This is a genomic window from Robertmurraya siralis (assembly GCF_005502275.1).
Classification (GTDB): Bacteria; Bacillota; Bacilli; order Bacillales; family Cytobacillaceae; genus Robertmurraya; species Robertmurraya siralis.
Genome location: NZ_SWLZ01000040.1, coordinates 1 through 23,293, shown reverse-complemented (window position 1 = coordinate 23,293; position 23,293 = coordinate 1). Strand labels below are relative to the sequence as shown.

Annotated in this window: 37 protein-coding genes, 2 tRNA genes, 1 rRNA gene and 1 pseudogene; 7 read left to right on the top strand and 34 right to left on the bottom strand. The window is 37.6% G+C overall.

Annotated elements, in window-relative coordinates:
* Positions 1–115 precede the first annotated feature (115 nt).
* The 23 genes and pseudogenes from FCJ93_RS24160 to FCJ93_RS24070 all read right to left on the bottom strand — a co-directional run bounded on the left by FCJ93_RS24160 (position 116) and on the right by FCJ93_RS24070 (position 9,736).
* Complete coding sequence (locus tag FCJ93_RS24160) at positions 116–397, bottom strand: hypothetical protein (RefSeq protein WP_137744899.1); 282 nt, start codon at positions 395–397, stop codon at positions 116–118.
* Entirely contained in the window at positions 394–942 is a 549-nt protein-coding gene (locus tag FCJ93_RS24155; RefSeq protein ID WP_137744898.1) for a hypothetical protein, read from the bottom strand. The genes FCJ93_RS24160 and FCJ93_RS24155 overlap by 4 nt, the downstream gene beginning before the upstream one ends.
* Positions 914–1,378 (bottom strand): YopX family protein, encoded by a 465-nt coding sequence (locus FCJ93_RS24150; RefSeq protein WP_137744897.1) that lies wholly within the window; start codon positions 1,376–1,378, stop codon positions 914–916. Before FCJ93_RS24150 ends, FCJ93_RS24155 begins: the two co-directional genes overlap by 29 nt.
* A gap of 192 nt (positions 1,379–1,570) precedes the next feature.
* Complete coding sequence (locus FCJ93_RS25190; protein ID WP_170211407.1) at positions 1,571–1,741, bottom strand: hypothetical protein; 171 nt, start codon at positions 1,739–1,741, stop codon at positions 1,571–1,573.
* Positions 1,742–2,007: 266 nt separating this feature from the next.
* Complete coding sequence (locus tag FCJ93_RS24145) at positions 2,008–2,550, bottom strand: site-specific integrase (RefSeq protein WP_137744896.1); 543 nt, start codon at positions 2,548–2,550, stop codon at positions 2,008–2,010.
* A 20-nt stretch (positions 2,551–2,570) separates the two neighbouring features.
* Entirely contained in the window at positions 2,571–2,741 is a 171-nt protein-coding gene (locus tag FCJ93_RS25185) for a hypothetical protein (RefSeq protein ID WP_170211406.1), read from the bottom strand.
* 5 nt (positions 2,742–2,746) lie between these two features.
* Positions 2,747–3,133 (bottom strand): annotated as a pseudogene (locus FCJ93_RS24140) (DUF1064 domain-containing protein); the annotation flags it as partial.
* Positions 3,096–3,281, bottom strand: coding sequence for a DUF6011 domain-containing protein (locus tag FCJ93_RS24135; protein WP_137744894.1), 186 nt, complete (start codon positions 3,279–3,281; stop codon positions 3,096–3,098). The pseudogene FCJ93_RS24140 and the gene FCJ93_RS24135, both read right to left, overlap by 38 nt.
* A gap of 5 nt (positions 3,282–3,286) precedes the next feature.
* Positions 3,287–3,595 (bottom strand): MazG-like family protein, encoded by a 309-nt coding sequence (locus FCJ93_RS24130; RefSeq protein WP_137744893.1) that lies wholly within the window; start codon positions 3,593–3,595, stop codon positions 3,287–3,289.
* Entirely contained in the window at positions 3,596–3,805 is a 210-nt protein-coding gene (locus tag FCJ93_RS24125; protein ID WP_137744892.1) for a PDDEXK-like family protein, read from the bottom strand. It lies immediately after the preceding gene.
* An 86-nt stretch (positions 3,806–3,891) separates the two neighbouring features.
* Positions 3,892–4,152 carry a hypothetical protein gene (locus FCJ93_RS24120; protein WP_137744891.1) on the bottom strand — a complete coding sequence of 87 codons (261 nt, stop codon included), beginning with the start codon at positions 4,150–4,152 and terminating at the stop codon, positions 3,892–3,894.
* A 12-nt stretch (positions 4,153–4,164) separates the two neighbouring features.
* Complete coding sequence (locus FCJ93_RS24115; protein WP_137744890.1) at positions 4,165–4,356, bottom strand: hypothetical protein; 192 nt, start codon at positions 4,354–4,356, stop codon at positions 4,165–4,167.
* A gap of 12 nt (positions 4,357–4,368) precedes the next feature.
* Positions 4,369–5,289: a DnaD domain-containing protein gene (locus FCJ93_RS24110; RefSeq protein ID WP_137744889.1), complete on the bottom strand. Its 921-nt coding sequence runs from the start codon at positions 5,287–5,289 to the stop codon at positions 4,369–4,371.
* Positions 5,290–5,317: 28 nt separating this feature from the next.
* Entirely contained in the window at positions 5,318–5,479 is a 162-nt protein-coding gene (locus tag FCJ93_RS25180; RefSeq protein ID WP_170211405.1) for a hypothetical protein, read from the bottom strand.
* Entirely contained in the window at positions 5,472–6,293 is an 822-nt protein-coding gene (locus FCJ93_RS24105) for a PD-(D/E)XK nuclease-like domain-containing protein (RefSeq protein ID WP_235879584.1), read from the bottom strand. The genes FCJ93_RS25180 and FCJ93_RS24105 overlap by 8 nt, the downstream gene beginning before the upstream one ends.
* Positions 6,229–7,116, bottom strand: coding sequence for a hypothetical protein (locus tag FCJ93_RS24100; RefSeq protein WP_137744888.1), 888 nt, complete (start codon positions 7,114–7,116; stop codon positions 6,229–6,231). Before FCJ93_RS24100 ends, FCJ93_RS24105 begins: the two co-directional genes overlap by 65 nt.
* Entirely contained in the window at positions 7,091–7,288 is a 198-nt protein-coding gene (locus FCJ93_RS24095; protein WP_095310374.1) for a hypothetical protein, read from the bottom strand. The genes FCJ93_RS24100 and FCJ93_RS24095 overlap by 26 nt, the downstream gene beginning before the upstream one ends.
* A gap of 89 nt (positions 7,289–7,377) precedes the next feature.
* A complete protein-coding gene (locus tag FCJ93_RS24090) occupies positions 7,378–7,584 on the bottom strand; it encodes a hypothetical protein (RefSeq protein ID WP_095310376.1) in 207 nt (68 codons plus the stop codon).
* Positions 7,585–7,842: 258 nt separating this feature from the next.
* The gene (locus FCJ93_RS25175; RefSeq protein WP_170211404.1) at positions 7,843–7,986 is read right to left on the bottom strand and encodes a hypothetical protein; all 144 of its coding nucleotides are present in this window, start codon (positions 7,984–7,986) and stop codon (positions 7,843–7,845) included.
* Positions 7,987–8,000: 14 nt separating this feature from the next.
* Positions 8,001–8,264, bottom strand: coding sequence for a helix-turn-helix domain-containing protein (locus FCJ93_RS24085; RefSeq protein WP_211344150.1), 264 nt, complete (start codon positions 8,262–8,264; stop codon positions 8,001–8,003).
* Between the two features lie 121 nt (positions 8,265–8,385).
* On the bottom strand, positions 8,386–9,180 hold the full coding sequence (locus FCJ93_RS24080) for a phage antirepressor (RefSeq protein ID WP_137744886.1): 795 nt from the start codon (positions 9,178–9,180) through the stop codon (positions 8,386–8,388).
* Positions 9,180–9,491 (bottom strand): hypothetical protein, encoded by a 312-nt coding sequence (locus tag FCJ93_RS24075; RefSeq protein ID WP_137744885.1) that lies wholly within the window; start codon positions 9,489–9,491, stop codon positions 9,180–9,182. Before FCJ93_RS24075 ends, FCJ93_RS24080 begins: the two co-directional genes overlap by 1 nt.
* Before the next feature lie 14 nt (positions 9,492–9,505).
* Positions 9,506–9,736, bottom strand: a complete 231-nt coding sequence (locus FCJ93_RS24070; RefSeq protein WP_137744884.1) for a helix-turn-helix transcriptional regulator — start codon at positions 9,734–9,736, stop codon at positions 9,506–9,508.
* Positions 9,737–9,888: 152 nt separating this feature from the next.
* Here FCJ93_RS24070 and FCJ93_RS24065 point away from each other — a divergent pair, with 152 nt between their 5' ends.
* The 4 genes from FCJ93_RS24065 to FCJ93_RS24050 all read left to right on the top strand — a co-directional run bounded on the left by FCJ93_RS24065 (position 9,889) and on the right by FCJ93_RS24050 (position 12,975).
* The gene (locus tag FCJ93_RS24065) at positions 9,889–10,236 is read left to right on the top strand and encodes a helix-turn-helix domain-containing protein (RefSeq protein ID WP_137744883.1); all 348 of its coding nucleotides are present in this window, start codon (positions 9,889–9,891) and stop codon (positions 10,234–10,236) included.
* A gap of 21 nt (positions 10,237–10,257) precedes the next feature.
* On the top strand, positions 10,258–11,169 hold the full coding sequence (locus FCJ93_RS24060) for a hypothetical protein (protein ID WP_137744882.1): 912 nt from the start codon (positions 10,258–10,260) through the stop codon (positions 11,167–11,169).
* A 68-nt stretch (positions 11,170–11,237) separates the two neighbouring features.
* Positions 11,238–11,744 carry an ImmA/IrrE family metallo-endopeptidase gene (locus FCJ93_RS24055; RefSeq protein ID WP_137744881.1) on the top strand — a complete coding sequence of 169 codons (507 nt, stop codon included), beginning with the start codon at positions 11,238–11,240 and terminating at the stop codon, positions 11,742–11,744.
* Positions 11,722–12,975, top strand: coding sequence for a tyrosine-type recombinase/integrase (locus FCJ93_RS24050; protein ID WP_137744880.1), 1,254 nt, complete (start codon positions 11,722–11,724; stop codon positions 12,973–12,975). The genes FCJ93_RS24055 and FCJ93_RS24050 overlap by 23 nt, the downstream gene beginning before the upstream one ends.
* An 86-nt stretch (positions 12,976–13,061) precedes the next feature.
* Here the strand turns inward: FCJ93_RS24050 and groL are convergent, their stop codons facing one another.
* Together groL and groES are read right to left on the bottom strand one after the other, a co-directional pair.
* On the bottom strand, positions 13,062–14,696 hold the full coding sequence (gene groL / locus FCJ93_RS24045; RefSeq protein ID WP_095312959.1) for a chaperonin GroEL: 1,635 nt from the start codon (positions 14,694–14,696) through the stop codon (positions 13,062–13,064).
* A 56-nt stretch (positions 14,697–14,752) separates the two neighbouring features.
* Positions 14,753–15,040, bottom strand: coding sequence for a co-chaperone GroES (gene groES, locus FCJ93_RS24040; RefSeq protein ID WP_095312961.1), 288 nt, complete (start codon positions 15,038–15,040; stop codon positions 14,753–14,755).
* A gap of 339 nt (positions 15,041–15,379) precedes the next feature.
* Here groES and FCJ93_RS24035 point away from each other — a divergent pair, with 339 nt between their 5' ends.
* On the top strand, positions 15,380–16,117 hold the full coding sequence (locus FCJ93_RS24035) for a CPBP family intramembrane glutamic endopeptidase (protein ID WP_095312963.1): 738 nt from the start codon (positions 15,380–15,382) through the stop codon (positions 16,115–16,117).
* Positions 16,114–16,323, top strand: coding sequence for a YdiK family protein (locus tag FCJ93_RS24030; protein ID WP_095312965.1), 210 nt, complete (start codon positions 16,114–16,116; stop codon positions 16,321–16,323). Before FCJ93_RS24035 ends, FCJ93_RS24030 begins: the two co-directional genes overlap by 4 nt.
* 58 nt (positions 16,324–16,381) lie before the next feature.
* Here FCJ93_RS24030 and FCJ93_RS24025 read toward each other — a convergent pair whose 3' ends face one another.
* On the bottom strand, positions 16,382–17,035 hold the full coding sequence (locus tag FCJ93_RS24025) for a redox-sensing transcriptional repressor Rex (RefSeq protein WP_095312967.1): 654 nt from the start codon (positions 17,033–17,035) through the stop codon (positions 16,382–16,384).
* Positions 17,036–17,081: 46 nt separating this feature from the next.
* Complete coding sequence (moaC, locus tag FCJ93_RS24020; protein ID WP_137744879.1) at positions 17,082–17,576, bottom strand: cyclic pyranopterin monophosphate synthase MoaC; 495 nt, start codon at positions 17,574–17,576, stop codon at positions 17,082–17,084.
* A gap of 198 nt (positions 17,577–17,774) precedes the next feature.
* Between moaC and FCJ93_RS24015 the strand changes: the two genes are divergently transcribed.
* Positions 17,775–19,697, top strand: coding sequence for an ABC-F family ATP-binding cassette domain-containing protein (locus FCJ93_RS24015; RefSeq protein ID WP_095312998.1), 1,923 nt, complete (start codon positions 17,775–17,777; stop codon positions 19,695–19,697).
* A gap of 207 nt (positions 19,698–19,904) precedes the next feature.
* Here the strand turns inward: FCJ93_RS24015 and tsaD are convergent, their stop codons facing one another.
* The 7 genes from tsaD to rrf all read right to left on the bottom strand — a co-directional run bounded on the left by tsaD (position 19,905) and on the right by rrf (position 23,289).
* Positions 19,905–20,927, bottom strand: a complete 1,023-nt coding sequence (gene tsaD, locus FCJ93_RS24010) for a tRNA (adenosine(37)-N6)-threonylcarbamoyltransferase complex transferase subunit TsaD (protein WP_095312971.1) — start codon at positions 20,925–20,927, stop codon at positions 19,905–19,907.
* Complete coding sequence (rimI, locus tag FCJ93_RS24005; RefSeq protein ID WP_137744878.1) at positions 20,927–21,376, bottom strand: ribosomal protein S18-alanine N-acetyltransferase; 450 nt, start codon at positions 21,374–21,376, stop codon at positions 20,927–20,929. Before rimI ends, tsaD begins: the two co-directional genes overlap by 1 nt.
* Positions 21,377–21,389: 13 nt before the next feature.
* A complete protein-coding gene (tsaB, locus tag FCJ93_RS24000; RefSeq protein ID WP_137744877.1) occupies positions 21,390–22,097 on the bottom strand; it encodes a tRNA (adenosine(37)-N6)-threonylcarbamoyltransferase complex dimerization subunit type 1 TsaB in 708 nt (235 codons plus the stop codon).
* The gene (gene tsaE, locus FCJ93_RS23995; RefSeq protein WP_137744876.1) at positions 22,094–22,549 is read right to left on the bottom strand and encodes a tRNA (adenosine(37)-N6)-threonylcarbamoyltransferase complex ATPase subunit type 1 TsaE; all 456 of its coding nucleotides are present in this window, start codon (positions 22,547–22,549) and stop codon (positions 22,094–22,096) included. Before tsaE ends, tsaB begins: the two co-directional genes overlap by 4 nt.
* 316 nt (positions 22,550–22,865) lie before the next feature.
* A tRNA-Asp gene (locus FCJ93_RS23990) sits at positions 22,866–22,942 on the bottom strand.
* A gap of 32 nt (positions 22,943–22,974) precedes the next feature.
* A tRNA-Met gene (locus FCJ93_RS23985) sits at positions 22,975–23,048 on the bottom strand.
* A 124-nt stretch (positions 23,049–23,172) separates the two neighbouring features.
* A 5S ribosomal RNA gene (gene rrf / locus FCJ93_RS23980) occupies positions 23,173–23,289 on the bottom strand.
* Positions 23,290–23,293: the final 4 nt, after the last annotated feature.

The window sequence follows — 23,293 nt, the reverse complement described above, 5'->3', positions numbered from 1 at the left end:
TTGAGCTCTAGGAATGTTGTATCTTTTAAAGTTTTGAAAATGGTCATGATGCAATTCGCATTTTATATTCATAGTTCCCCTCCTAACCTAGTAAACTTAATAATTCAAGAGTTGATTAATCGACTTCCACCTTGACACAATCACTTTCCCTAACTCGATACACTTTCGTTTCATCTACACCACAACAGATGACATTCAAGACTTTTTCCATTTTGTTATGAATCTTTTCTTCCTCGGGCCATCTAACTGGAACATCAACCCAAGTATTTGATTCAAGAGAACCAACTACTTTATGAACATAGAATTCGTTTGGCGCACCATAGCGAAGCATTTCAATTTTTACGTAATCACCAAAGTCAATGTCATTTCTTCTGCGGGCACCAGTGAATTTACTCATTCCCCTACCTCCAACAACTCTGGATTTTCGTGAATGCGATTTCTGACCGTTGACCAATCGCATTTGTATTTTTTAGCTATCGCATTAATACTGTGACCTCGATCTATTAGCGATTTAAGTTCAATTAATGGTATATCAACACGTTTTTTCATCTTAATACCTTTTCGATTCTTATTACCCATTCCTATTTTTCGTTTATGTTCCTTCCCAAGTGTTTTACCTTTGTTGTGAAAGGACTGGTGGCTACCTTCAAAAACGATTTCTAAATTACTTTTTAAAGCATTCAATTTGTTTTCATCTTTATGATGCACCTGTTCCTCTTTTGAAAGAATACGATTTTTCCAGAACATCATTAGCAACCTATGAACATGTATCTTTTCTTTATAAATTGAAACTGCAGGATATCTCCCATGCATATAAATGGTTTTCAATCTTGTCACAGGTTTTTTGGTATACCAAAGGATGGCTTTTTCTAATTCTCTATAATCAACTAAACAATCACATTTATTAACAAACTCAATCGGTTTCTGGGTGGTTACTATCATTTAATAATTCACCATCCTCAAATATATTGCCGATGACTTCCCATTCCGTTTCTAAATCGGAAATATGTTCCCTAATAACAATTCCTTGGTCAACATTGTTTTTGTAAACATCAAAGCATCCATGCTTGTATTCGACCTGACCAATAACCTCTTCTGTTGCATATCCACCTAAATAACCTTGTTCATAAGTGTATTTAACTTGAACTATATCCCCCTCGTAAATCTCAACTCCATTTGTATCTAATAAACCTGTAAACTCTCCCATAGACTCAATATCACAAGTTATCGGGAATGTTTTAGTAAATAAAACTGCATCTTGTCTTGATTGATTTATACTTCTAAGAAAATCATCTGTATAATCTGTTTCATGCCACCCATACCCATATACCCATTCGTTTGTTTCTGGACTAAAACCTCTGAATTTTGGTTGTCTCATTACTTTTTCTCCCCCTTTAAATATTCACCTTGAAGTTTCAAGATAGTAAGTGGTACTCTAAAATTCTGTTAATCTATTTATCACCCTGAAAATTCAATATCCGTTACTTCACCACGAATTTCATAATCATTTTTCATGAAAAGACCTCCTAGTTTACATAATTTAAGGAATCACAATACAAATCCAGTTGAATCAAAACTCTACAGATACAGTAATTTTCATTGGAATTTCTTGAGATAAATAAACTTCCCGATTACCCGATTTATATAATTCTTTTATATAATCCTGCGCGTCATCCAATGTCTCGAACTTATGGATAGTAAAACCACCAAACATTGAATTTCTAACGTTAACTAAATACATTTAATTTCCTCCTCATAATGTAAATCCATCTACAAACTCTATCTAACTGGACTTATAAAACTCCGAATAACAAGGGCCACATACCCCTTCTGTTGCGAATCCATTAGGCTTCCCGCACTTCCTGCATGTGCAAGATAATGTCTGCCATATACTCTTACATTTCGGGCATTCAAGCTTTACTGTTGCTTTTTTGTGATTTATAACAGTCCCGATCGTTTTACATTTTGGACAGTTAGGTACTGTTTTTGACAAGATTTCCAACCCCCTCACAACGTAAAATTGTCCACTTTTTCATCGATAATATCTTGAGTTATCCCGATATAGCGCATAGTCACCGCCGGACTACTGTGATTAAATATCTGTTGCAGGACTGCTACATCCTTGTACTGCTGGTAGAAATGATATCCAAAAGTCTTTCTCAAGGTGTGAGTGCCTATCTCATCAAGTCCTACCTCTTTTGCTGCAGCATTTAGTATTTTCCAAGCTTGTACTCGATGTATTCTGTCCTGTCCTCGCAGCGACTGAAATAGATACGATGCTTTATCCTTGTGAATCGTAAACTTGCTGATATGCTCCTGGAGTTCGTTGTTAATCCTAAACCGTTTTAACTTACCTGTTTTTTGTTCAGTGATGACGATATGGCTTTTACCCCTTACGTCGCTTACCTTTAGAGCAAGCAAATCACTTATTCTCAAACCGGTGTTAATACCTAACGTAAACAAGAAATAATTCCTATAATGTTGCTTCAATAGAACTTCTTTCATGGCTTCGATATCGGCTTTATTACGAATCGGTTGTACGGTCTTCATAACACTCACTCCTTCAAGTTCTACTTAAATTCGTAAGCTCCAGAAGCTTTGTATAAGACACCGTGCTTTTTGCAATATGGATTTTCCTTTCGAATCTCTTCCTTCGATTTCCCTTCCTCGTAAACGACAAGAACTTGCAATTTATCCTGGTCAAAATTGACTGCATTCGTTTCAACGACTCGCCTTGGCACACTTACACCTCCACGAATTGCCCGTTTTCGTATTTTAAGAGTGTTATAGTCTCTAGGTACTTTAACTCAAAGAGTTTGCGTTTAAGCTGGAACTCCTTAGTCAATGCTCCCTTGATGTCAATTATCTGAGTGGTCCCATCTAAATTAATGACCTCAAAATCAGCTTTGTAAGTGATGGGGCGGAACGTTTTACCATTCTTTTTGAAACCCTCTTGAAGTATGTACTTAGGCTGTAATTTAAAATCCTTAATTTGCTTGTTTTGCTTAAGCCACTTTAGCTGGTTGTAGTAAATCGCCTCTGCCTGACTATGAAACTTTATCCCGTCCACGACAGTCTTCTGATTGCCGTATTTATTACGCTTCTTGGGCTTTTGGTATTCCTTGTAGGACATTCTCTGCATCTTTATCGAGCTCCATTTTCAATTGATCATCATCAGCGTTATCTTTCAACTTCTCAAGCTTCTTTTCACATACCGGGCCGATACCCTTTGATATGCTCTTAGGACTCTTTAACGGACGGCCACATACTGGACAGTTCATTCTTCTCACCTCAAATCCGATTCTTTAACAAATATGCCGTTTACCATTTCACCTTTACGGTCTTTTATTTCTTCATAGGCCTTACCTATGCATCCTCTAATATTTAAATTTAGTTGCATGGATAAAATGGTTAATACGACATAAACATCACCGATAGAATCAATCACTTGTTCCCTATTGTTTTTAGCAAGACCTTGAGCCAATTCACCAACTTCCTCCACTAATTTCAACATCTGCTTATTCGGATCAGCTATATCTAACCCTCTTTGAGTGGCCCATTCTTCGATTTGTGTTGTTCTTTCGTTTAGATTCATCTAATCAACCTTTCTCAGCTTCGCTTTCCAGCAACTGCTATGAGTGTTTTGCACGAATACTTGTCTGTTAAAGCTATCCCTATCAAAAATCTTTCCATCCCTTGAAATCTCTGTTAAAGGGAAAACAACCTCAAATCCCCTTGCAACTAAATCTGATATTGCCTGTTCAGCTTCATGCTTTCTTTGTCTTGTTATTGTGATTGGTTTCAAGAGATATCCTCCTTTGCAATTCGGTTAGAGCAGCAGCCTTTAACTCTGTAAATCTCGCCAAGTAATACAGTTGCGCTAACGTCGCTTTATTTAGTTCCAAAAATACTCCCCTTTCTGAATGAAATTTTATTTCTTCTTGAAAGATGGAATAATCCTAGAAAAACCTCATCCTGATCACGTTTGAAATGCTTCTCCATTGAGGAAATGCTCTCACCTTGTTCCCACATCTTGGCTAGCTCATTGAGTTCCGGAGTGTCCCAAATAAAATCAAGGTCCTCCAATATCACGACTCTTTTCTTCCTCGGATTGGCAAATAAATGTTCATTTTTCACAACATTACTTCTCATAATGGGCGCTTCCTAGTACCACTTATTTTCATCCGAATCGATTCGGATTCTTGCTACCGTTAATGCATGCCGAAGTGTGTAGTAATCTAACTCATCAAGGCTTTGACCTTGAAATTCTGTGATGCCTAGCGTGTGCAGCTCTTGTATGAAACCTTGCTTCCTCGATTCCTGACTCATCATCACCTTTTCACGTAAAACTCCCACAAAACCACATCCTCAGTTTTTATATTTTTTAAGCCGTTCCTCAAGCGCCTTTCGTCTTGCTTCTGTCTCTTCCGGATGTAAAGGGGTGACATTATTGGGCTTGTCTCCTGTTTCGTCCTTATCCTTATCAAACCAATCTGGAAGCTGCTCTGTCCGAATTGACGTTTTACCAAACCTCGGTATAGTTGGCTTTAACTTGTTGAACTTTTCTTGTTCATAAGCTCTCACTCTGTCCAGTGTTTTTAGATTGTTATTAGCCCACTCTTTTAAGAGAAACTCAACAAATCCAAAGTAACGTTTGTTTTTGTTATCAGCTATCATGATAGCTTCGTTGATAATCTCAGCTTGTCCGTTAAAGTCGTCTTGCCATTTATAAATACTCTGCATCTGATTTTCTGAAAGTCTGCAAAGCAATTTCTCAAAAAGCCGAATTGGATTCTCTGATGTAGTAGTAGTATCTTTTAATTCTTTAATTCTTACATTCTTTAATTCTTGTTCTTGTTCGGAGTTAGTTCGGACTTCGTTCGGAGTTAGTTCGGCATTAGTTCGGACTTCTTCATTTTTGGTGTTCGGACTTTCCTTTTCTTCACCGTCTAAATCTTGATATTTAGCGTAATTGATGATAGTGAATAGTGTTCCTACTTCCGTTTCGTTAACGTTCACTCTTTCAGACTCAATCAATTTATTAACGCAACTCTTAATTGTGCTAAGTGAGTACTTTTTGTAGCCCCTTCCCTCTTTGTAAGACAGGTCATCTGCTAATTTTCGATAGGAACGAATGTACTGTCCGCGCTTAAGTTCAATACCTTTTATTTTGACTCCATCCTTGTGACTGGCTTGTGAAATCAAATAAAGAAAGAGTCTGAAAGTCGAAACGTCATGCCATAAATCCGTATCAAAAAGCTCTCGATGCAATTTAAACCACCCTTGCACGTTTGTACCTCCTTCCTATCGAAATCAATTACTCTCTAATACAAATTGCAAAACGCCCTTTTACCGATTTCACCGTATATTCTGGATATCGCTGCATATACTGTAGTACAAGCTCTTTAAAATGTTCTTTATCTTGCGCCTTCTCCCATATCCAGTTTGGGAGAAGGACTTTTGTTTCGAAATCATTCATAAATCAACTCACCGACTTCGATCGTGTCTTTCAGTTTCTTTGTAGCTCGGCAATAATCACATTTGTTGCAACGAACTGGCTTAACATCACCTTTTTTTACCTGAAACACTCTCTCCATCTTCATTTCTAAATACTCATACTCGAAATCGAAACGACTTTCATCGAAGTGTATTACAGCTTTATTTGGTGGTGTTTCCTTGGTTACTGCCACAATGTAAGGAGTGTAAGTCTCGCCTAAATTCTCTTGCAGCACACGCCTATAAACAGCCATCTGGAGAACGTAATCCCAAGCTTCGATAAAAGACACCCAACCGTCATATTTTTCACTCCAGTAGCGTTTATGAAGGTCTTGAGTTGTTTTCAAATCACTGAAAGTCTTTCTTGAGTGATTTATACTATCGACTTTTATTTTCCAATCCATTCCCCATAAATGTGCTGTATAGATGATTTCCTTATCACCATCCATCGCAAATAAGGCAAAAGAGTCATTTTTTAATGCTTCAATCATATTGTCTGCTGTTTCAAAATCTGAGTACTTCCCACCACGAGCTTTGAAAATGGCTCCGTTGTTTTCTTCTATAAATGCAGCGAAATCCTCATCACTTTCAAATGCTGCATGTACATAGGAGCCTACTAACATTGCATTCGAACTTGGCTCCTTATATTCTCCACTTAACTTAGCCATTGTTTTTGCTTCACAATCACGGAAGTTTTTAAACTGGGAGACGGACATATAATGCTTATCCGCCTCAATCGAATGGTAGTTCTTCTTGTCCAATTGGAATTTCTTTATCTTCTGCTTTGTCTGATTCATCAGCCTTCACCTCATCTTTCTTTTCTTCCTTGAAGGCTTTTGATAAGTCGCTATTACTTTCTTTTTTTACTTTTTTATTGAACCAATCATCAACTTTGCTCACGCCATCTTTAAGAGAGTTAAATATTTTAATCAGTTCCAAGTAATCTACCTCAGTGAAAGCATCCGCGTTGTAACCAAATCTTTCCTCAATCATTTCCTGTGTTACTTTGTGTTGGTTTTTAAAAATTGTGAGTGCATTTGCAATTCGATCCTTTAAAGGTCCATTGTTATTGCCTTTTAAAGTACTGTTACACTCTTCTACGGCTGCCTCTACGATATCCCCAGGAATAATCCCCAGAATACAGGACCTTAATCTCCTAGCTCCCTGATTGGCAACTAATTCATAGATATCTCTTGGATCATCTAATTTAGTAATTTTTCCTTTTGCCTTACGACTGTGTGGAACTGTGAAAACTTTTTCTTGCCTCACATTCGTTTCGAGGTCCCATGCGTAAGCCATAGCAACGGATTCTCCTGGTCGTTGTTCTAGTTCTTTTACTCCGAAAGCTAAATTACCCCAATTTTGAGCTAAGACCTCTGCAAGACGAATGCTAGGACCCTCAACTTTTGTTCCGCCTTTTGGATAACTATAAATAGCTGTTTGAGCAAGTGATGGACGTTTACAAGCATCTAAGATTCTTTGTTCAGACTGGAAAACATTACGTGGAAACTGACGAGCCATAAAGATTTGCCCTTTTACCTCTTCAATTTCACGACTACTGGAAGCCTGAGCAAGGACTCCAGATTGTTGTTGGTTATATTGCTCTGACAATTGGTTCATTCGTTTTTTCCTCCTTTAAATCGAAGTCTAGTGCTTCGTATACTTCAACTAACTCCTCAAAAACTCTTGAGCCGTCTAGTACCGGAGCGTTCTTTTTGAGGACTTCGTATAAGCTTTTCAATTCAGGATTTTTTGGCTCGTACACAATCCCTTTTTTCGTTTCAAACGACATAGGCTTGTCCTCCTTTAAAATTTGAAGTAAAATAAAGGTAACTAAATTTTCTAAAGCCGTTGATTCGTGTTGGTAGCACGAATCAATTTTTATTCTCCTGCCACTTTGCATAGTGATTTGTTAGCAATAAACTCCATACAGCAACTTGATTGTTGATGTACTAACTCGCCGTCAAAGTCGTAAACATCTTCTCCAACTAAGATTTCCTCTCCACAACCTTCACAAGTACCCACAACCTTTGGGGTTCGTTCAAGATGTCTCCAAAGATGATCTACGACCATTGGATTTTCAATCAAGTTAATTCTCCTTTCTTATTAATTTCAGACCGCAGATTTTACAGTATCTATGATCCGTACTGATTTCTTCATTTTTGCAACGTGGGCATATCTCTTTATCCATTCACTTCCTCCTCTCGTATGTAATTGATGCTTTTATTCGCATCGTTGAAGCCAAAAAGAGCACGGGGGATATTAATCTCCTTCTGACCTCAACGACGAGAACAAAAGTTCTTGTCGCTTTATTTTGAATATGTTAAAATAAAGTTAGCTATTGAATTATCTATTGAGCAGTGAGCTTTCCCGAGCTTGCTGCTTTTTCTTTTTTTTGTGTTCATTTGCCTTCACTCTTTCATCGCTCCAAAATCCGCCGATCATCATTCCTAAGATAAACACTAGTAAAAACGCTAAATACAAAGCCAATTTGTTATTCCTCCTTACATCCATAAAATGAATCCACCTATTAGTGGCATCAATTGTGAAATCATACTGATTCCATCCATGCCATATAAAAATGCAACTATTACTTCCGGAGTCTGCGTGTTCTGAATCCAAGCTTGGAACAAAGAAATAGTGGGTTCCCTATAATCTTTTTCTATTTTCGATACATCTGATTGATTGATAGATAGCCTAAATGCTAATTCTTCTTGACTGTATCCTGCTCGTTCTCGACACGCTTTCAATATCGCGCCGAATTTCATATATGTACTCACCCCCCTTATTCAAAATTGGAATATTCTTTTCTGAAATATTTCGTAAAATTTATATATGTAGGAACTAGCACCGATTTTTTAAGCCTGGCAGCTTCTCGGTGCTGCCCCTTCAAATTGCTTGTTTATATGTTTTTAGTAATCTTTCAGCAAGTTTTACCTGACCCTTTCCTGTAATTAAGGTGGTTAATTTTTCGACATCACCTTCAGTTCTGGAAACTATGGTGGGCTTAACTTCGAACCATCCTTGCTCTACATAAACTTGCTTAGGGTTGTTATATTCACGACCTTTCTTAATAAGATAACCATTGTCCCTTAACCACTCGAACATCTTATTTCGACCAATTTTGAGACCATGGTTGTCATACATCATCTTTGCAAAGGCACCGATGCTGATCGCTCCATCAGAGTTTGAAACAACCTTTCCGAAGTTGGTAAACGGTAAATCCGCTTTTTGTTGAGCGACTACCTTATCTCGCTGCTGTTCAGCTTGCTCACGTAAAATTCGTTCTTCTTTAATCGTGGTTAAAAGCTTAATTCCAAAGTCAGGATCGTTTAAGATGTTCTCGATTGTTTCCGGAGTTCCGTATATTCCGTGCTTTCTAATAGATGGAAGCACTTCTTGTTTGACCCATTTCTTAAACATCTTCGCTTCTAGTTTTCTGCTAGCAAAGATGAGTTCGTATAGACCTGATTCATTAACAATAGATACTTGCTGCTTTCCACCAAGGGTGTCGGTAATAGCTACCCCCTTTTCATCAGGGTCGAGTCTGGATAATGCATCACGACTATTGCTTATTTGCAAAATGTGACACACATCCTTTGCGACAAACCAAGGTTCGTTATTTTGGATGACCATACGCAAATCTTGACCTTTGAAATTAAAAATGCGTTGTAGTTCGTTCATTAAATCGCCTCCTGTTCAAAATAATTGGTGTTCTTTTCAACCCAATTGGTGTTTCTCTCGATCCATTTCATCAACATGTGAGTTGGGATTTTAACACCAAACTCTCGAATAACTGGAAAGTCTGGGCGTCTCATTAACTCTGACATTGTGGTTGAGCCACATCTAAGAACATTCATTGCTTCTTCCCTTGTAAGAACTAAAGGCAAATTATTTTGATTAGATAGCTTGTTATTGAGTTTTTCATATGCTAAAGTCGCTATTTTTTCAGCGAGTTGCTCAATCATTTTGTCGTCAAAGTTCATGGTAAACATTTATGTTCCTCCTTTCATATGGCTTTGTTATTTCTGGACGTTTCGTCCAGATTTTGATTAAAAAAAATTTCGTCCACAGTTTTACCCAGAACATCTGCAATACTTTTTGCTAAAATGATTCCTGGAGTTCTCTTTCCTTGCTCGATTTTGTAATAGTAGGATGCAGATATACCAAGAATATTTGCCAACTCCTCCACATCTTTATAGCCTTTGGCGATTCTTTGCTGCCTTAAATTTTGTCTCACAATATCACCATCCTTTCTTGGACGTTACGTCTTATTAATTTATATGATAATGGACGATTCGTCCAAAGTCAACACATTTTTACCCTTTTTGTCCAAAAATATTTATAAATTGGACATATAGTATAAAATTAAGGGTAATGGAGGAGTTTTTTATGAATTTTAATGATAGATTAATGCAATTACGAAAAGAGAAGAAACTCAGCAGAGAAGATTTAGCAGCCAAATTAGGGGTATCATACTCTACAATAGCAAAATACGAATCGGGAACTAGGGAGCCTGACCTTAAAACCCTAGAAAAAATATCTAATATATTTGATGTATCTTTAGATTATCTTCTCGGGAAAAACTCAGAAGAGAACAGCTTAGAATATTATAAAAATAAAATTGCAACTGAATTTCCTGATATCGATCTAATGTTTAAAGACATGGAATCATTGACAGCAGAAGACATGAAAGAAGTTTATGAGTATATTAAGTTTAAGAAGAGTCAAAGGGAGTAGTTATTTAAATAGGAGGGCTTTATGGTTAAAAAAATCTCTTTATTAATTGGTATAATTTCATTCATTTTGATGGGGTGTGGTAATAAGGTAGACGACCAAGCTTTGGAAAGTTTATCAAGTGCTCTAGAAAAACGGTGGGAATTCACGGACCAATTGCCTGATGAAATTACAATGGAGGATCTAAATAAAGCTATTCAAATAGAATTAGATGAGTTAGAAGAATACGATATTGATGATTTTAAAGATACTATCCTATATTCACATTACAGTGGGTATAAGAGTAATTTAGAGTTGATGCAAATTACGATGAAAAACGAAAGTATTGATTCTAATAGTTTCCAAGAGAAATGGAAAGAGCATATGGAAAAAAGAGCGAAATTTTTACATGACATAAATTCTAAATACACTTTAAAAATATCTGATGAAAACAATGAAATTTTTAAAGAAGTACTAACTAGTGCGAACAACTTGGTGAAAAAAGATGAAATCAAGGATCAACTATCTGAAATTAAAGGAATAACAGATTTGGAGGTAACAATTGAAGATGATTCAATCTCTGTTTCATTTCCAACAGAAAGTGTTTTGAGTGTAGATTCATTTGTTTCTAAAAAAACAGGTTTCCCTGAAAATGCAATGAATATTTTGAAGAAGCTCAAAGAAAATGATTTTAATCATATTGTAATCTCAACAACTAACCAAGATTCAATTGCTATTTCTACTTATTTTACGAAAGATACCTTGGATAATGTAAATATTGATGAGTGGGAAGAATTAGATAGTCACGATGCATATAAATTATATGGAATGAGCGATGCATACAATATTAGGATTGGAATATGGGAAAGTCTAGATATAGAAACTACGCAATTAATAAGAAATATGAATAAAGACAGTAATAATGAATTTTGGAAGAAATATGGTTTTAATCAATAGGTGTACCCTGTACACCATATTTTTTAACTAAAAAACCAAACATATATTCTCATTATAGGGGGCATGTTATGTACACACATCTTGAAGATTATATTTTTGACCTTTATACATCAATTGGGGTGTATACTCCTGCAGATTTAGACATGCATACTATTGCCAAGAAAATTGGAGTCAAGATTTCGTATAAAAGTAAGCCCTTTCGCTTCGATAATGAAATTATTTTAAATGAAGGTACTAAATGTGAAGAATGGATGGATTTTGGCCATGAAACGAGTCATTACTTAAGACACTGCGGCAATCAATTGATTATGCCTAAATTGTTTGTAGATTTGCAGGAATGCCAAGCAACCCATTTCGCTTATCATTTCTGCGTTCCGACTTTTATGCTGGACAACCTTCGTGTGAAGAATGTATATGAAGTGATGAATCTGTTTAATGTTGATTTTGATTTTGCTCTTAAGCGACTTGAAATGTACAAAAATAGGCAATATTACCGCAAAATGTGGCTGATACCTGCTAATAATAGAATCTTAGAAAGAAAGGAGAATTATTATGGCTTACTTTCAAAAAATTAAAGCCAATAATAAACAAGGGTATAAATGGAGATGTGTAAAAGATGGACCTCCCGATCCAGTAACTGGCGAACGTAAACAAATCTCAAGAAGAGCAGACACAAAAAAAGAAGCAGAAGCAAAAGTAGATGATGCACTTAAAAAATTATCAGAGCATGGGATAGATGAGAAAAAAATAAGAAATATCCCGTTTGAAACCGTCGCTTGGGAATGGTTAGACACATACAAAAGAACAAAAGTAAAAACAAGCACGGTTCGAGTTAGAGAAAAAGAAATAAAAATAATCCTAAAGTATTACGCAAGAGTAAACATTGGTAAAGTCACATCTCGTATGCATCAAAAGATGTTGAATGACTTAAATGACAAAGGGTATGCTCTCAAAGGGAAAGATGGAAAAATCATCTATAAGCCATACACCAAAACCACGATTGAGGGTGTACATACAACAGCCGGTATGATTTTTAAATATGCAATAAGACAAAAAATGAGAAATGATAATCCTTGTGTGGGAGCAGTTATTCCTGAAAAGAAGTTGACCGTTGAGGATATTGAGAACAATTCCATTACGGATAAGTACCTTGAGCATGAAGAGTTAACGGAATTTTTAAATGCAGTGAAAGAGCATGGGATGGAGTATGATCTAGAACGATTTTATTTACTAGCATTTTCGGGGATGCGCTCCGGAGAGTTATGTGCTCTAAAATGGTCGGATATCAATTTTGAAACGAATGAAATCCGAGTGACGAAAACAATATATAATCCTGACAATAACATGAAAAATTACGAATTGACTCCTCCAAAAACAAAAGGATCGATTAGAACCTTTGACATGGACGAGGATATTATGAAGTTATTAAAGGCTCATAAAGTCAAACAAAATAAAATTAAACTACAAAAAAGGAACGATCCTAATTATCATGATGGGAATTTTGTGTTTTGCCGAGAAAATGGATATCCATTTATCCAAAAAACACTCATTATTAGGATGAATCGTATCTTAAAGATGACTTCGATCACCAAGCGTGCTACTCCTCATATCTTTCGCCATACACATATATCCATGCTGGCCGAAGCAGAAGTCGACCTGGCAACTATCATGAAACGTGTAGGCCATGACGACGAAAAAACAACCTTAAAGATTTATACGCATGTTACAGAAAAGATGAAAAAGAATGCAAACGAGAAGATTAAAAACTATTTCAGTGACGTTTTGAAAAACGTAAAAATGCAATAAATGTGACTGAAATGTGATTTTATACAAAAAGAAGGCTGAATAAACAGCCTTCTTTCCTTGATATATAAGGGTTTTGTTGATGTAGACTACATCATGCCGCCCATTCCACCCATTCCGCCCATGTCAGGCATTGCAGCGCCTCCAGCGTTTTCTTCTGGCTTGTCAGCAACAACCGCTTCTGTTGTTAAGAACATAGCAGCGACTGAACCTGCGTTTTGAAGTGCAGAACGTGTTACTTTTGTTGGGTCCACGATACCAGCGTCGATCATGTTTACCCATTCGTTTGTTGCAGCGTTGAAGCCTACTCCGATTTCTTCGTGCTTTAAGCGCTCAACAACGACAGATCCTTCAAGACCAGCGTTTGCAGCGATTGTGCGAACTGGTTCTTCGATGGCACGAAGGACGATGTTAACACCTGTTTGCTCATCGCCTTCTGCTTGAATAGCAGCGACTTTATTGTATACATTAAGTAGGGCAACGCCACCACCAGATACAATACCTTCTTCAACTGCAGCGCGAGTTGAGTTTAATGCATCTTCAATGCGAAGCTTGCGCTCTTTAAGCTCAGTTTCTGTTGCAGCACCCACTTTAACAACTGCTACTCCACCAGCTAATTTAGCAAGACGCTCTTGTAATTTTTCACGGTCAAATTCAGAAGTTGTTTCTTCCATTTGAGCACGGATTTGTGCAACGCGTGAAGAAATTTGCGCTGAATCTCCAGCACCTTCCACGATTGTTGTATTTTCTTTTGTAACAACAACTTTAGCTGCACGTCCAAGATGCTCAATCGTTGTAGATTTAAGCTCTAATCCTAGATCTTCTGTGATGACAGAACCACCAGTTAGGATAGCAATATCTTCAAGCATTGCTTTACGACGGTCACCAAATCCTGGAGCTTTTACCGCTACAGCATTGAATGTACCACGTAGCTTATTCAATACTAATGTTGGAAGAGCTTCACCTTCAACATCTTCAGCAATTAATAATAATGGCTTGCCTTGTTGAACTACTTGCTCAAGCACTGGTAAAATTTCTTGGATGTTGCTGATTTTCTTATCAGTAATTAAGATATATGGATTTTCTAGAACTGCTTCCATTTTGTCTGAGTCTGTTACCATGTATGGAGATGCATATCCTCGATCGAATTGCATACCTTCTACTACATCAAGCTCTGTCGTAAATCCTTTAGACTCTTCAATTGTGATAACGCCGTCGTTACCAACACGCTCCATTGCTTCTGCGATTAGTTTTCCTACTTCTTCGTCAGCAGCAGAAATCGCAGCAACTTGAGCGATTGCTTCTTTGTTTTCAACTGGCTTGGAAATAGCATTTAATTCTTCAACAGCAGTAGCAACAGCTTTTTCAATTCCTTTACGGATAACCATTGGGTTAGCACCAGCGGTTACGTTCTTTAAGCCTTCACGAATCATCGCTTGTGCAAGTACTGTAGCTGTAGTTGTTCCGTCCCCAGCAACATCATTCGTCTTGCTTGCAACTTCAGCAACTAGCTTTGCTCCCATGTTTTCAAAAGCATCTTCTAATTCGATTTCTTTTGCAATGGTTACACCGTCATTTGTAATTAACGGAGATCCGTATTTTTTCTCAAGAACCACGTTACGACCTTTTGGTCCAAGGGTTACTTTCACTGCATCTGCAAGAGCATCTACACCACGTAGCATCGCGCGGCGAGCATCTTCACTGAATTTAATCTCTTTTGCCATTTGAAAAAAACCTCCTTAAATAATGTTTATATTAAAACAGCCATAATTTTAAAATCTTATTCGCCGACAACAGCTAAGATGTCATTTTCACGTAAAATTAAATACTCTTGACCTTGATACTTCACTTCTGTACCAGAGTATTTTGAGAAGATAATGCGATCACCTACTGAAACTTCAAGAGCTACACGCTCACCGTTGTCTAGTACACGACCAGTACCAACAGCTACAATTTTTCCTTCTTGAGGCTTTTCTTTAGCTGAATCTGGTAAAACGATACCGCTTGCAGTTTTTTCTTCCGTTTCAACAAGCTCAATAACAATGCGATCACCTAATGGCTTTAACAAGTGAAACAACCTCCTCAATTAATATTATGTAATATTTATTAGCACTCGCACACTTTGAGTGCTAACACAATTAATATATTAATGAATTCTCTTTTTTTTTGCAAGTATCATGCACGATTTTTTTAAAAAATTAACACAAATTTTTACATGAATTTTCAGATCGTACTACGCTTCATTTCCTGCCGGTTCTTTCTTGTGTATAACCTTTCAAAGTATGTACTACTTTTGAAAAAATATCCATCGACAAATATTTTAAGGCAACTATTTGTACGTTTAGCAATTTTATTAGTAGAATGGTTTTAGTGCATCATTAGTTAGGTTTAAAAGGGGAATCATAATTTGAAAAAAGAATATTGGTACATTTTAATCATTTACATTACGATGCAACTTTCAACTTTTGTTGGGGTGCCGGCTTTAACATTTGGCGGCGTGCTAATTGGATATAGTATTGAGGAGATGGCTGTTTACGCTGTCGTTATTTGGATTGTCTTCAGCTTTTCCGTAGCCTTGCTCGCGACTTTATTCCTTTTGCGTAAAGAAATGAAGCAACCAAGCTTGGATCGAGAGACTGCTTCTGTTTCAGCCTCAATCTTTTGGGCGATCGCTGGTGTATTTCTCGCGTTATTTGCTCAAGGGTTAGCTGCCAATATTGAAAGTTGGTTAGGAATAGATATGGGCTCTGAAAATACACAGCAAATCCTCTCTTTGATTGAATCCTTTCCAGTTGTTGTCATTGTCAGTTCTGTTATTGGACCCATTCTGGAAGAAATCGTTTTTCGTAAAATTATTTTCGGCTCACTTTATAAGCGGCTGAACTTTTTTCTCTCAGCCATAATAAGCTCCATTATTTTTGCCTTAGCCCATGCAGAAATCGAACATTTATTGCTTTACTCAGCAATGGGCTTCACCTTTGCTTTTCTTTATATTAAAACAAAACGAATTATTGTTCCAATCATTGCTCATGTTGCCATGAACACCTTTGTTGTTCTCGTGCAATCTGTTTTTAAAGAAGATATTGAACGAATGCTACGAGAAGCAGAATCTATTCAGAGCTTCATTGGAGGTCTTTTTCTATGATACGAACACCTTTGTTCTCAGGTATCCTTTATATTGTTCTTGGACTTTTATTTACCTATTTTGCCGTCCAGGATGTTCAGCGTAATGGCGAATGGGGAATTTTCACCTATTTATTCGTCATTTTAGCTACCTTTGATTTCGGAAGTGGGATTCGAATGGTTCTCTTTCACTTCAAAGTAAAAGCCATTCAAAAAGATAAAAAATAAACAGCATAAAAAAAGGCATGAACTTAGTTATACCGAGTCCATGCCTTTTGTCATAAAATTATTCCTCTTCCTCATCTACTCCATAATGCTTAAGGAAATACACCAATGATTGAAGCTCCACAGCGAGATCAATATGGTGAACTCTTGTTGTCGCCGGTACGGTTAGTCTTGCCGGTGTAAAATTAAGGATTCCTTTAACATTAGCTGCTACGAGTCGGTCTGTAATCGTCTGGGCAAATGGAGCTGGTACCGTTAAAATTGCTACTGTAATGCCCATTTCTGTAATTATTTTTTCAAGCTCGTCCATATGATGAATAGGAACATCCCCGATCGATGTACCGATCTTCGCCTCTTCAACATCAAAGCCAACAGCAATTTTTGTATTATTATTTTTCAAGAAATTATAATGAAGCAGCGCAGTACCTAGATTTCCGACACCAATCAACGCAACTTTTGTTAACTCATCTTGATCAAGGGTCTTACGAAAAAAGGTTAGCAAATAATTAACATTATAACCATAGCCTTTTTTTCCTAAGGCACCGAAATAGGAGAAATCTCTCCGGATTGTTGCTGAATCTACCTTCACCGCTTCACTTAGCTCAGCAGAGGAAACCCTCTGTTTTCCTGAAGAATGTAAATTCTTTAAAAAGCGATAATATAACGGTAGTCTCTTTGCCGTTGCTTGAGGTATTTTCACTGTATCGTTACTCATTTTATTTCCCCCACCCCTATATAGTCCTTTTTTAACGAGTTAAACCTTATCTTACTTCTTCTTCCCTTTTAAAATCGCCGTTTTTCCCACCAGTTTTTTCCACTAAATACGTTTGACCAATAACCATGCCCTTGTCAACAGCCTTACACATATCATACACTGTCAGAGCGCAAATCGAAGCCGCTGTTAACGCTTCCATTTCTACTCCCGTATTTCCTTTTGTCTTAACAGATGCAGTAATTTTTAACTCATAATTCTCATCTTTTATTACCCACTTGAATGAAATATTCACTCCTGTCAAGGGAAGCGGATGACACATTGGTATAATATCCGCTGTTTTCTTACAAGCCATAATTCCTGCTACTTGAGCAACTGCAAGTACATCCCCTTTTTTATTTTGCTGCTGGGTAATTTGCTCGTAAATTTGTTTATTTACTGTAATACTAGAGTTAGCAATTGCCGTTCTTACGGTTTCCTTCTTATTGCTAACATCGACCATTTTTGCTCTGCCTTCTTCATTAAAATGGGTAAACTCTGCCATTATCAAACACCTCACTTCAAATGATACACTATTTTGTGATCTTTGTGAAAACATTGTTATTATCTTCACAATAAATTTTTTCTTTCACGAGGAAAAAAGGTGTCTCGTAATAAAGAAGAGTGTCAGGAAAAATCTTCTTTAATTGCTGTTCTTAATGTTCTACGTTACACTATTCCTAGACATATTGAGGTGAAACGAATGATACTATTACAAGTCAATCAACTATCAAAATCATATGGGGCTGACCCCATTTTAACGAATATAAAACTTGAGGTACAAACAAAAGATCGGATTGCACTCGTTGGACGAAATGGTGCTGGAAAATCAACACTCCTGAAAATTATCGCTGGACAGCTGTCTTATGAAAGTGGCGAAATTATTAAACCAAAAGGTGTCGAGATTGGATATTTAGCACAAACCACCGGACTGGAATCGGATTATTCCATTTGGGATGAAATGTTGACGGTGTTCCAGCATTTGAAATCACAGGAACGTACGCTGAGGCAATTGGAAGAAAAAATGGCTGATCCGGCTATCTTCAATCATTCAACTGAGTACGAAAAAATTATAAAAGAGTATGATCAGCTGCAAGTATCCTACAAAGAAAACGGTGGCTATCAGTACGAAGCAGATATTCGCTCTGTCTTGCATGGATTAAATTTCCATTCATTTGATTACTCAACAAAAATTTCGAGTTTGAGCGGCGGACAAAAAACAAGACTCGCCTTAGGAAAGCTATTGCTAACGAAACCTGATATTTTAATTCTTGATGAACCGACGAACCATCTTGATATCGACACTCTTTCATGGCTGGAAAACTACTTACAGAGCTATTCTGGTGCTATTCTTATCGTTTCCCATGATCGCTACTTCCTAGATAAAGTCGTGAATCAAGTGTATGAAATTTCACGATTAAACATCACAAGATATACAGGAAATTATAGTGCGTATCTAGAACAAAAGGCATTGAACTACGAGCGCGAGATGAAACTATATGAGAAACAGCAGGAAGAAATCGCTAAACTTCAAGACTTTATCCAACGCAACTTGGCACGCGCTTCCACAACTAAAAGGGCGCAGAGTCGCAGAAAACAATTAGAACGAATGCAAGTGATGGACAGGCCTCTTGGTGATGAAAAGTCAGCCTCATTCGGCTTTGACATCGAAAGACAAAGTGGAAACGACGTATTAAAAGTAGACTCTTTAGCAATCGGTTACGACCGTGAAAAAATTAGTGAGGGACTCTTCTTTCGCCTTACTAGGGGAGACAGCATTGCCCTTGTTGGTCCAAATGGAATTGGCAAATCCACTCTATTAAAAACAATTATTGGTCGACTGCCTCAACTGGCTGGTGATATTCACTTTGGTTCAAACGTAACGATTGGTTATTATGATCAGGAGCAGGCTGAATTAACATCCAATAAAAGGGTTTTAAATGAATTGTGGGACGACTATCCTTTAATGAACGAAAAGGATATTCGGACAGTATTAGGGAATTTTCTTTTCTCTGGAGATGATGTATTAAAAACTGTCTCAACTTTAAGTGGTGGTGAAAAAGCGCGACTAGCTTTAGCCAAACTAATGATGAAAAAGGCTAATTTTCTTATTTTAGATGAACCGACAAACCATCTTGATTTAGACAGCAAAGAAGTATTGGAAAACTCTTTAATTGATTACCCTGGAACCATTTTATTTGTATCACACGATCGCTATTTTATTAATCGGATTGCGACAAAAGTATTGGAGCTTAGCCCCCATTCCGCAACCGAATTTCTCGGTGACTATGATTATTTTGTCGAGAAAAAACTCGAGTTTGAAGAGTTAAAAGCATTGGAACAAAAAATGATATCAACAGCCGATCGACAAATAAAGCAAGAAAAGACAAGTTATCAACAGGATAAAGAAGCCAAAAAAATAGAACGGCAAAGAAAAAGAAGAATAGAAGAAATCGAACAACTGATTGAGGAGCTCGAAGGAAAAATTGAAGAAAATGAACAATTGCTGTGCGAGCCTGAAATTTTTCAGGATCACGAGAAGGTTTTAAACCTTACTACAGAAACAGAGCAGGCAAAAGAACAGCTGGATCATCTCCTTGAAGAATGGACTGAATTGGCAGAATAATTTTCAGAATGAAGCACCGGGATAGCAACACTATCCCGGTTTTTATTTTCCACATATTTGTCCACATTTAAAACCCTTATATTAATGCCCTCCACAAACTTTTCCACATTATCCACAAAAAATCATCTATTTATCCACATTTTCCACAAGGAATAAGGTCTTATCCACAGAAAAACCCGATTGCTCGGGTTTTTCTCGCTGTTGTATTTATTGGTTGTGAATCGTAATATCTAAGCCTGGGTTTGCATTTAAATCAAGCTTTGCACGTTGCCCTTTATCATAAAAGATACTTCCCGCTGCAGCAATCATTGCTGCATTATCCGTGCACAAATACAACGGCGGAATCACTAGTTCCACTTTTTCTGTGGAAAACGTTGCTTCTAACCTTGTTCTAAGCCCTTTATTCGCTGCAACGCCTCCAGCCAACAATACTTGTTTAACATTATATTCCCTTGTTGCTTTTAATGTTTTCGTAACTAACACATCAATGACACTTTCTTGAAAGCTAGCGGCTAGATTTTCAGGAATTAGCTTCTCTCCACGTTGTTCAGCATTGTGGACAGTGTTGATAACTGCCGATTTTAATCCGCTGAAACTAAAATCATACGAATCCTCTTCCAGCCATGCTCTCGGCAATGGAATCGTCGCCTCTCCAGCCTGTGCCATTTTATCAATATGTGGCCCACCTGGATATGGGAGGTTTAGCGTTCTTGCAACCTTATCATAAGCTTCTCCAGCAGCGTCATCCCTTGTTTCCCCAATTACTTCAAAATGGCCATGCTCCTTCATATATACTAGTTCAGTATGTCCACCAGAGACCACTAGTGCTAATAGCGGAAATTTCATTTCTGCCACAATTCGGTTAGCATATATATGACCAGCAATATGATGTACGGGAACTAACGGTATTCCATGTGCAAACGCTAAAGCCTTCGCAGCATTAACACCAATTAGCAATGCCCCAACAAGTCCAGGCCCTTCTGTTACAGCAATTGCATCCATGTCCTTAAACTCTAAATTAGCCTTTGTTAGCGCCTCTTCCAATACAATCGTCAATTGTTCAACATGGTGCCTCGATGCAATTTCAGGAACAACTCCTCCAAAGCGCTTATGGCTGTCAATTTGTGACGCAACGACATTCGCGATGATTTCTCGACCATTTTTTATAATCGCTACAGCGGTCTCATCACAGCTTGTCTCAATTCCCATAATATATTGTTCTTTTTTCATTACAAATTCACCCACATTACTAATGCATCTTCATGATTATCAGTATAATAGCTTTTTCGGATTCCTCCATTTTGAAAGCCAAGTTTGCGATAGAGAGATTGGGCAATATGATTGGACACTCTTACTTCTAATGTCATTGTCTTCGCACCCTTTTCCTTCGCAATCTCCATTACTTTTTTTAATAGAGCTTCCCCTAATTTTTTACCGCGATACTTCGGCAGTACAGCAATATTGGTAATATGTGCCTCATCAACAATAATCCATACCCCACAGTATCCAAAAACTCCATCCTCATCCTCTAAAACCGTATATAATGCAAATAGATTTTTCGTTAATTCATTTACAAACGATTCTCGGCTCCAAGGACTGGTAAAGGACTCATTTTCTATGAACACAATTTGATCGATATCCTTCTCTTCCATCTCGCGAAATGTAAGTTGTTTAGTCATTTCTCTCTCTTCCTTAGTTAGAGTTCTTTGCTTTGTTCGCTTCGATCCATTTAGCTTCCGCTTCTGCCAGTCGAATATAGTTCGGGACAAAGGAATGAATATCAACGCCATTTCTATCCATACCGAGAAAGGCTAGCTCTGCAGGCCGTGGATTTTGCTCGGTAATTTCAGCAAATTGAGCCTTCTCCCCCATTATTTCTGCAATTACACCTTGATGCAAAGGCAGGTCATTCCCTACAAAAAGAATTGGTTCTGAAGAAGAACACAACTGCTCCGCCCAGTCTCGCGATTGAAGAATTTGGTCGCTTTCTACCGTTTCTAACTTTCCTTTTTTATATTGATACAGACCTGTATAAATTTGTCCACGTCTCCCATCAAAAAGAGGTGAGACCGCTCCCGAAAAGTATCTTCCAACAGCGGCTGCTAATATTTCTAAGCTAGACACTCCAACGAGTGGAATATTTAATGTCCAAGCTAACGTCTTTGCAATTGTCACACCTATCCTTACACCTGTATAGGAGCCGGGGCCTTGGGCAACCACAATTTTGTTAATATCTTTTGCAGTAAGATCGCAATCTCTTAATAATGTTTCAATTGAAGGCATCACACGAATGGAATGATTCTTCTTTACATTCGTTATATATTCTCCAATTACCTTCTCTTCATCGATGACGGCAATTCCTAAAGCGTAATTTGATGTATCAATGGCTAAAACCTTCATATTCCTAACTCCTTACATAATTCCTCATAACGGGCACCCTGTGGCATCAACGTAATTAACCTTGTATCATTGGCTCCATGCCTTAAACGAATCATTAACTTATCTTTTGGGAGCTGCTCTTCAATTAGATGGGCCCATTCAACAACGGTCACTCCATCTCCTTCAAAATATTCATCAAAGCCTAAATCTTCATCCGAATCCTCTAATCGATAAACATCCATATGATACAGTGGGAGAGCTCCATTATACTCTTTAATAATTGTAAATGTTGGACTGTTGACCGTTTTCTTTATGTGCAACCCTTCAGCTAATCCCTTTGTAAAAGTGGTTTTCCCCGCGCCTAAATCTCCTTCTAAGGTAATGACATCCTGCGGCTTTAATAGAGCAGCTAATCGTTTTGCCAACTCCATTGTTTCGACAGGATTTTTCGAAGTAATTGTATATTCACTCATATTCATATATCACCTGAATCTATTTAAAATATAAACATCGTTGTTTTTACATTATCGCACTAAACATTATGTGCTGTTTTAAACTATTTTACTTTCTCAAATATATGTGCTGCATTCAATTGTATAAAACAGTGCTGATTAAAAATGCAACAGATATGAAAAAACCTTAGGACTTCTGCTCCTAAGGATGTTTTTAGTACTTGTAAGACAAGTAACTTTCCTCTATCTGTAGTTTACCTTAAATCACAAGAATGAGCAAAAACATGCGTATACACATAAAAAAAAACGAAACTAAGTTTCGTTTTACACTCATAAATGGCGGTCCGGACGGGACTCGAACCCGCGACCTCCTGCGTGACAGGCAGGCATTCTAACCAACTGAACTACCGGACCAAAGTAGTTTCAGCTTTGTTGAAACTACTCGATTGCGGAGGCAGGATTTGAACCTGCGACCTTCGGGTTATGAGCCCGACGAGCTACCAGACTGCTCCACCCCGCGATAATAATATTAAGCTAGAATAGCTTATGCTTCTAGCATGGTAAAGGACTGTTCCGATTTCAGTTAGTACTTCCAAGAAGACGCCTAATCGGTATGATTCGCAATTCTTTAATTAAGATGTTTCGCCCGGCAGCGTCCTACTCTCACAAGGGGACAGCCCCTCACTACCATCGGCGCTGAGAAGCTTAACTTCCGTGTTCGGTATGGGAACGGGTGTGACCTTCTCGCTATCGTCACCGGACTAT

What these genes read in the sequence shown, in the direction of transcription:
- FCJ93_RS24025 (WP_095312967.1), bottom strand. Translation starts at nt 17,035, where the DNA reads ATGAGTAACGATACAGTGAAAATACCTCAAGCAACGGCAAAGAGACTA.
- FCJ93_RS24060 (WP_137744882.1), top strand. Translation starts at nt 10,258, where the DNA reads ATGGTTAAAAAAATCTCTTTATTAATTGGTATAATTTCATTCATTTTG.
- FCJ93_RS24085 (WP_211344150.1), bottom strand. Translation starts at nt 8,264, where the DNA reads ATGAAATTCGGCGCGATATTGAAAGCGTGTCGAGAACGAGCAGGATAC.
- rimI (WP_137744878.1), bottom strand. Translation starts at nt 21,376, where the DNA reads ATGACTAAACAACTTACATTTCGCGAGATGGAAGAGAAGGATATCGAT.
- FCJ93_RS24030 (WP_095312965.1), top strand. Translation starts at nt 16,114, where the DNA reads ATGATACGAACACCTTTGTTCTCAGGTATCCTTTATATTGTTCTTGGA.
- FCJ93_RS24080 (WP_137744886.1), bottom strand. Translation starts at nt 9,180, where the DNA reads ATGAACGAACTACAACGCATTTTTAATTTCAAAGGTCAAGATTTGCGT.
- FCJ93_RS24150 (WP_137744897.1), bottom strand. Translation starts at nt 1,378, where the DNA reads ATGAGACAACCAAAATTCAGAGGTTTTAGTCCAGAAACAAACGAATGG.
- FCJ93_RS24155 (WP_137744898.1), bottom strand. Translation starts at nt 942, where the DNA reads ATGATAGTAACCACCCAGAAACCGATTGAGTTTGTTAATAAATGTGAT.
- FCJ93_RS24015 (WP_095312998.1), top strand. Translation starts at nt 17,775, where the DNA reads ATGATACTATTACAAGTCAATCAACTATCAAAATCATATGGGGCTGAC.
- FCJ93_RS24135 (WP_137744894.1), bottom strand. Translation starts at nt 3,281, where the DNA reads ATGAACTGTCCAGTATGTGGCCGTCCGTTAAAGAGTCCTAAGAGCATA.
- FCJ93_RS25180 (WP_170211405.1), bottom strand. Translation starts at nt 5,479, where the DNA reads ATGAATGATTTCGAAACAAAAGTCCTTCTCCCAAACTGGATATGGGAG.
- FCJ93_RS24120 (WP_137744891.1), bottom strand. Translation starts at nt 4,152, where the DNA reads ATGAGAAGTAATGTTGTGAAAAATGAACATTTATTTGCCAATCCGAGG.
- groL (WP_095312959.1), bottom strand. Translation starts at nt 14,696, where the DNA reads ATGGCAAAAGAGATTAAATTCAGTGAAGATGCTCGCCGCGCGATGCTA.
- FCJ93_RS24105 (WP_235879584.1), bottom strand. Translation starts at nt 6,293, where the DNA reads ATGAATCAGACAAAGCAGAAGATAAAGAAATTCCAATTGGACAAGAAG.
- FCJ93_RS24050 (WP_137744880.1), top strand. Translation starts at nt 11,722, where the DNA reads ATGGCTTACTTTCAAAAAATTAAAGCCAATAATAAACAAGGGTATAAA.
- tsaE (WP_137744876.1), bottom strand. Translation starts at nt 22,549, where the DNA reads ATGAGTGAATATACAATTACTTCGAAAAATCCTGTCGAAACAATGGAG.
- FCJ93_RS24130 (WP_137744893.1), bottom strand. Translation starts at nt 3,595, where the DNA reads ATGAATCTAAACGAAAGAACAACACAAATCGAAGAATGGGCCACTCAA.
- moaC (WP_137744879.1), bottom strand. Translation starts at nt 17,576, where the DNA reads ATGGCAGAGTTTACCCATTTTAATGAAGAAGGCAGAGCAAAAATGGTC.
- FCJ93_RS24055 (WP_137744881.1), top strand. Translation starts at nt 11,238, where the DNA reads ATGTACACACATCTTGAAGATTATATTTTTGACCTTTATACATCAATT.
- FCJ93_RS25190 (WP_170211407.1), bottom strand. Translation starts at nt 1,741, where the DNA reads ATGTATTTAGTTAACGTTAGAAATTCAATGTTTGGTGGTTTTACTATC.
- tsaB (WP_137744877.1), bottom strand. Translation starts at nt 22,097, where the DNA reads ATGAAGGTTTTAGCCATTGATACATCAAATTACGCTTTAGGAATTGCC.
- FCJ93_RS24160 (WP_137744899.1), bottom strand. Translation starts at nt 397, where the DNA reads ATGAGTAAATTCACTGGTGCCCGCAGAAGAAATGACATTGACTTTGGT.
- FCJ93_RS24100 (WP_137744888.1), bottom strand. Translation starts at nt 7,116, where the DNA reads ATGAACCAATTGTCAGAGCAATATAACCAACAACAATCTGGAGTCCTT.
- FCJ93_RS24065 (WP_137744883.1), top strand. Translation starts at nt 9,889, where the DNA reads ATGAATTTTAATGATAGATTAATGCAATTACGAAAAGAGAAGAAACTC.
- FCJ93_RS24095 (WP_095310374.1), bottom strand. Translation starts at nt 7,288, where the DNA reads ATGTCGTTTGAAACGAAAAAAGGGATTGTGTACGAGCCAAAAAATCCT.
- FCJ93_RS24145 (WP_137744896.1), bottom strand. Translation starts at nt 2,550, where the DNA reads ATGAAGACCGTACAACCGATTCGTAATAAAGCCGATATCGAAGCCATG.
- tsaD (WP_095312971.1), bottom strand. Translation starts at nt 20,927, where the DNA reads ATGAAAAAAGAACAATATATTATGGGAATTGAGACAAGCTGTGATGAG.
- FCJ93_RS24075 (WP_137744885.1), bottom strand. Translation starts at nt 9,491, where the DNA reads ATGTTTACCATGAACTTTGACGACAAAATGATTGAGCAACTCGCTGAA.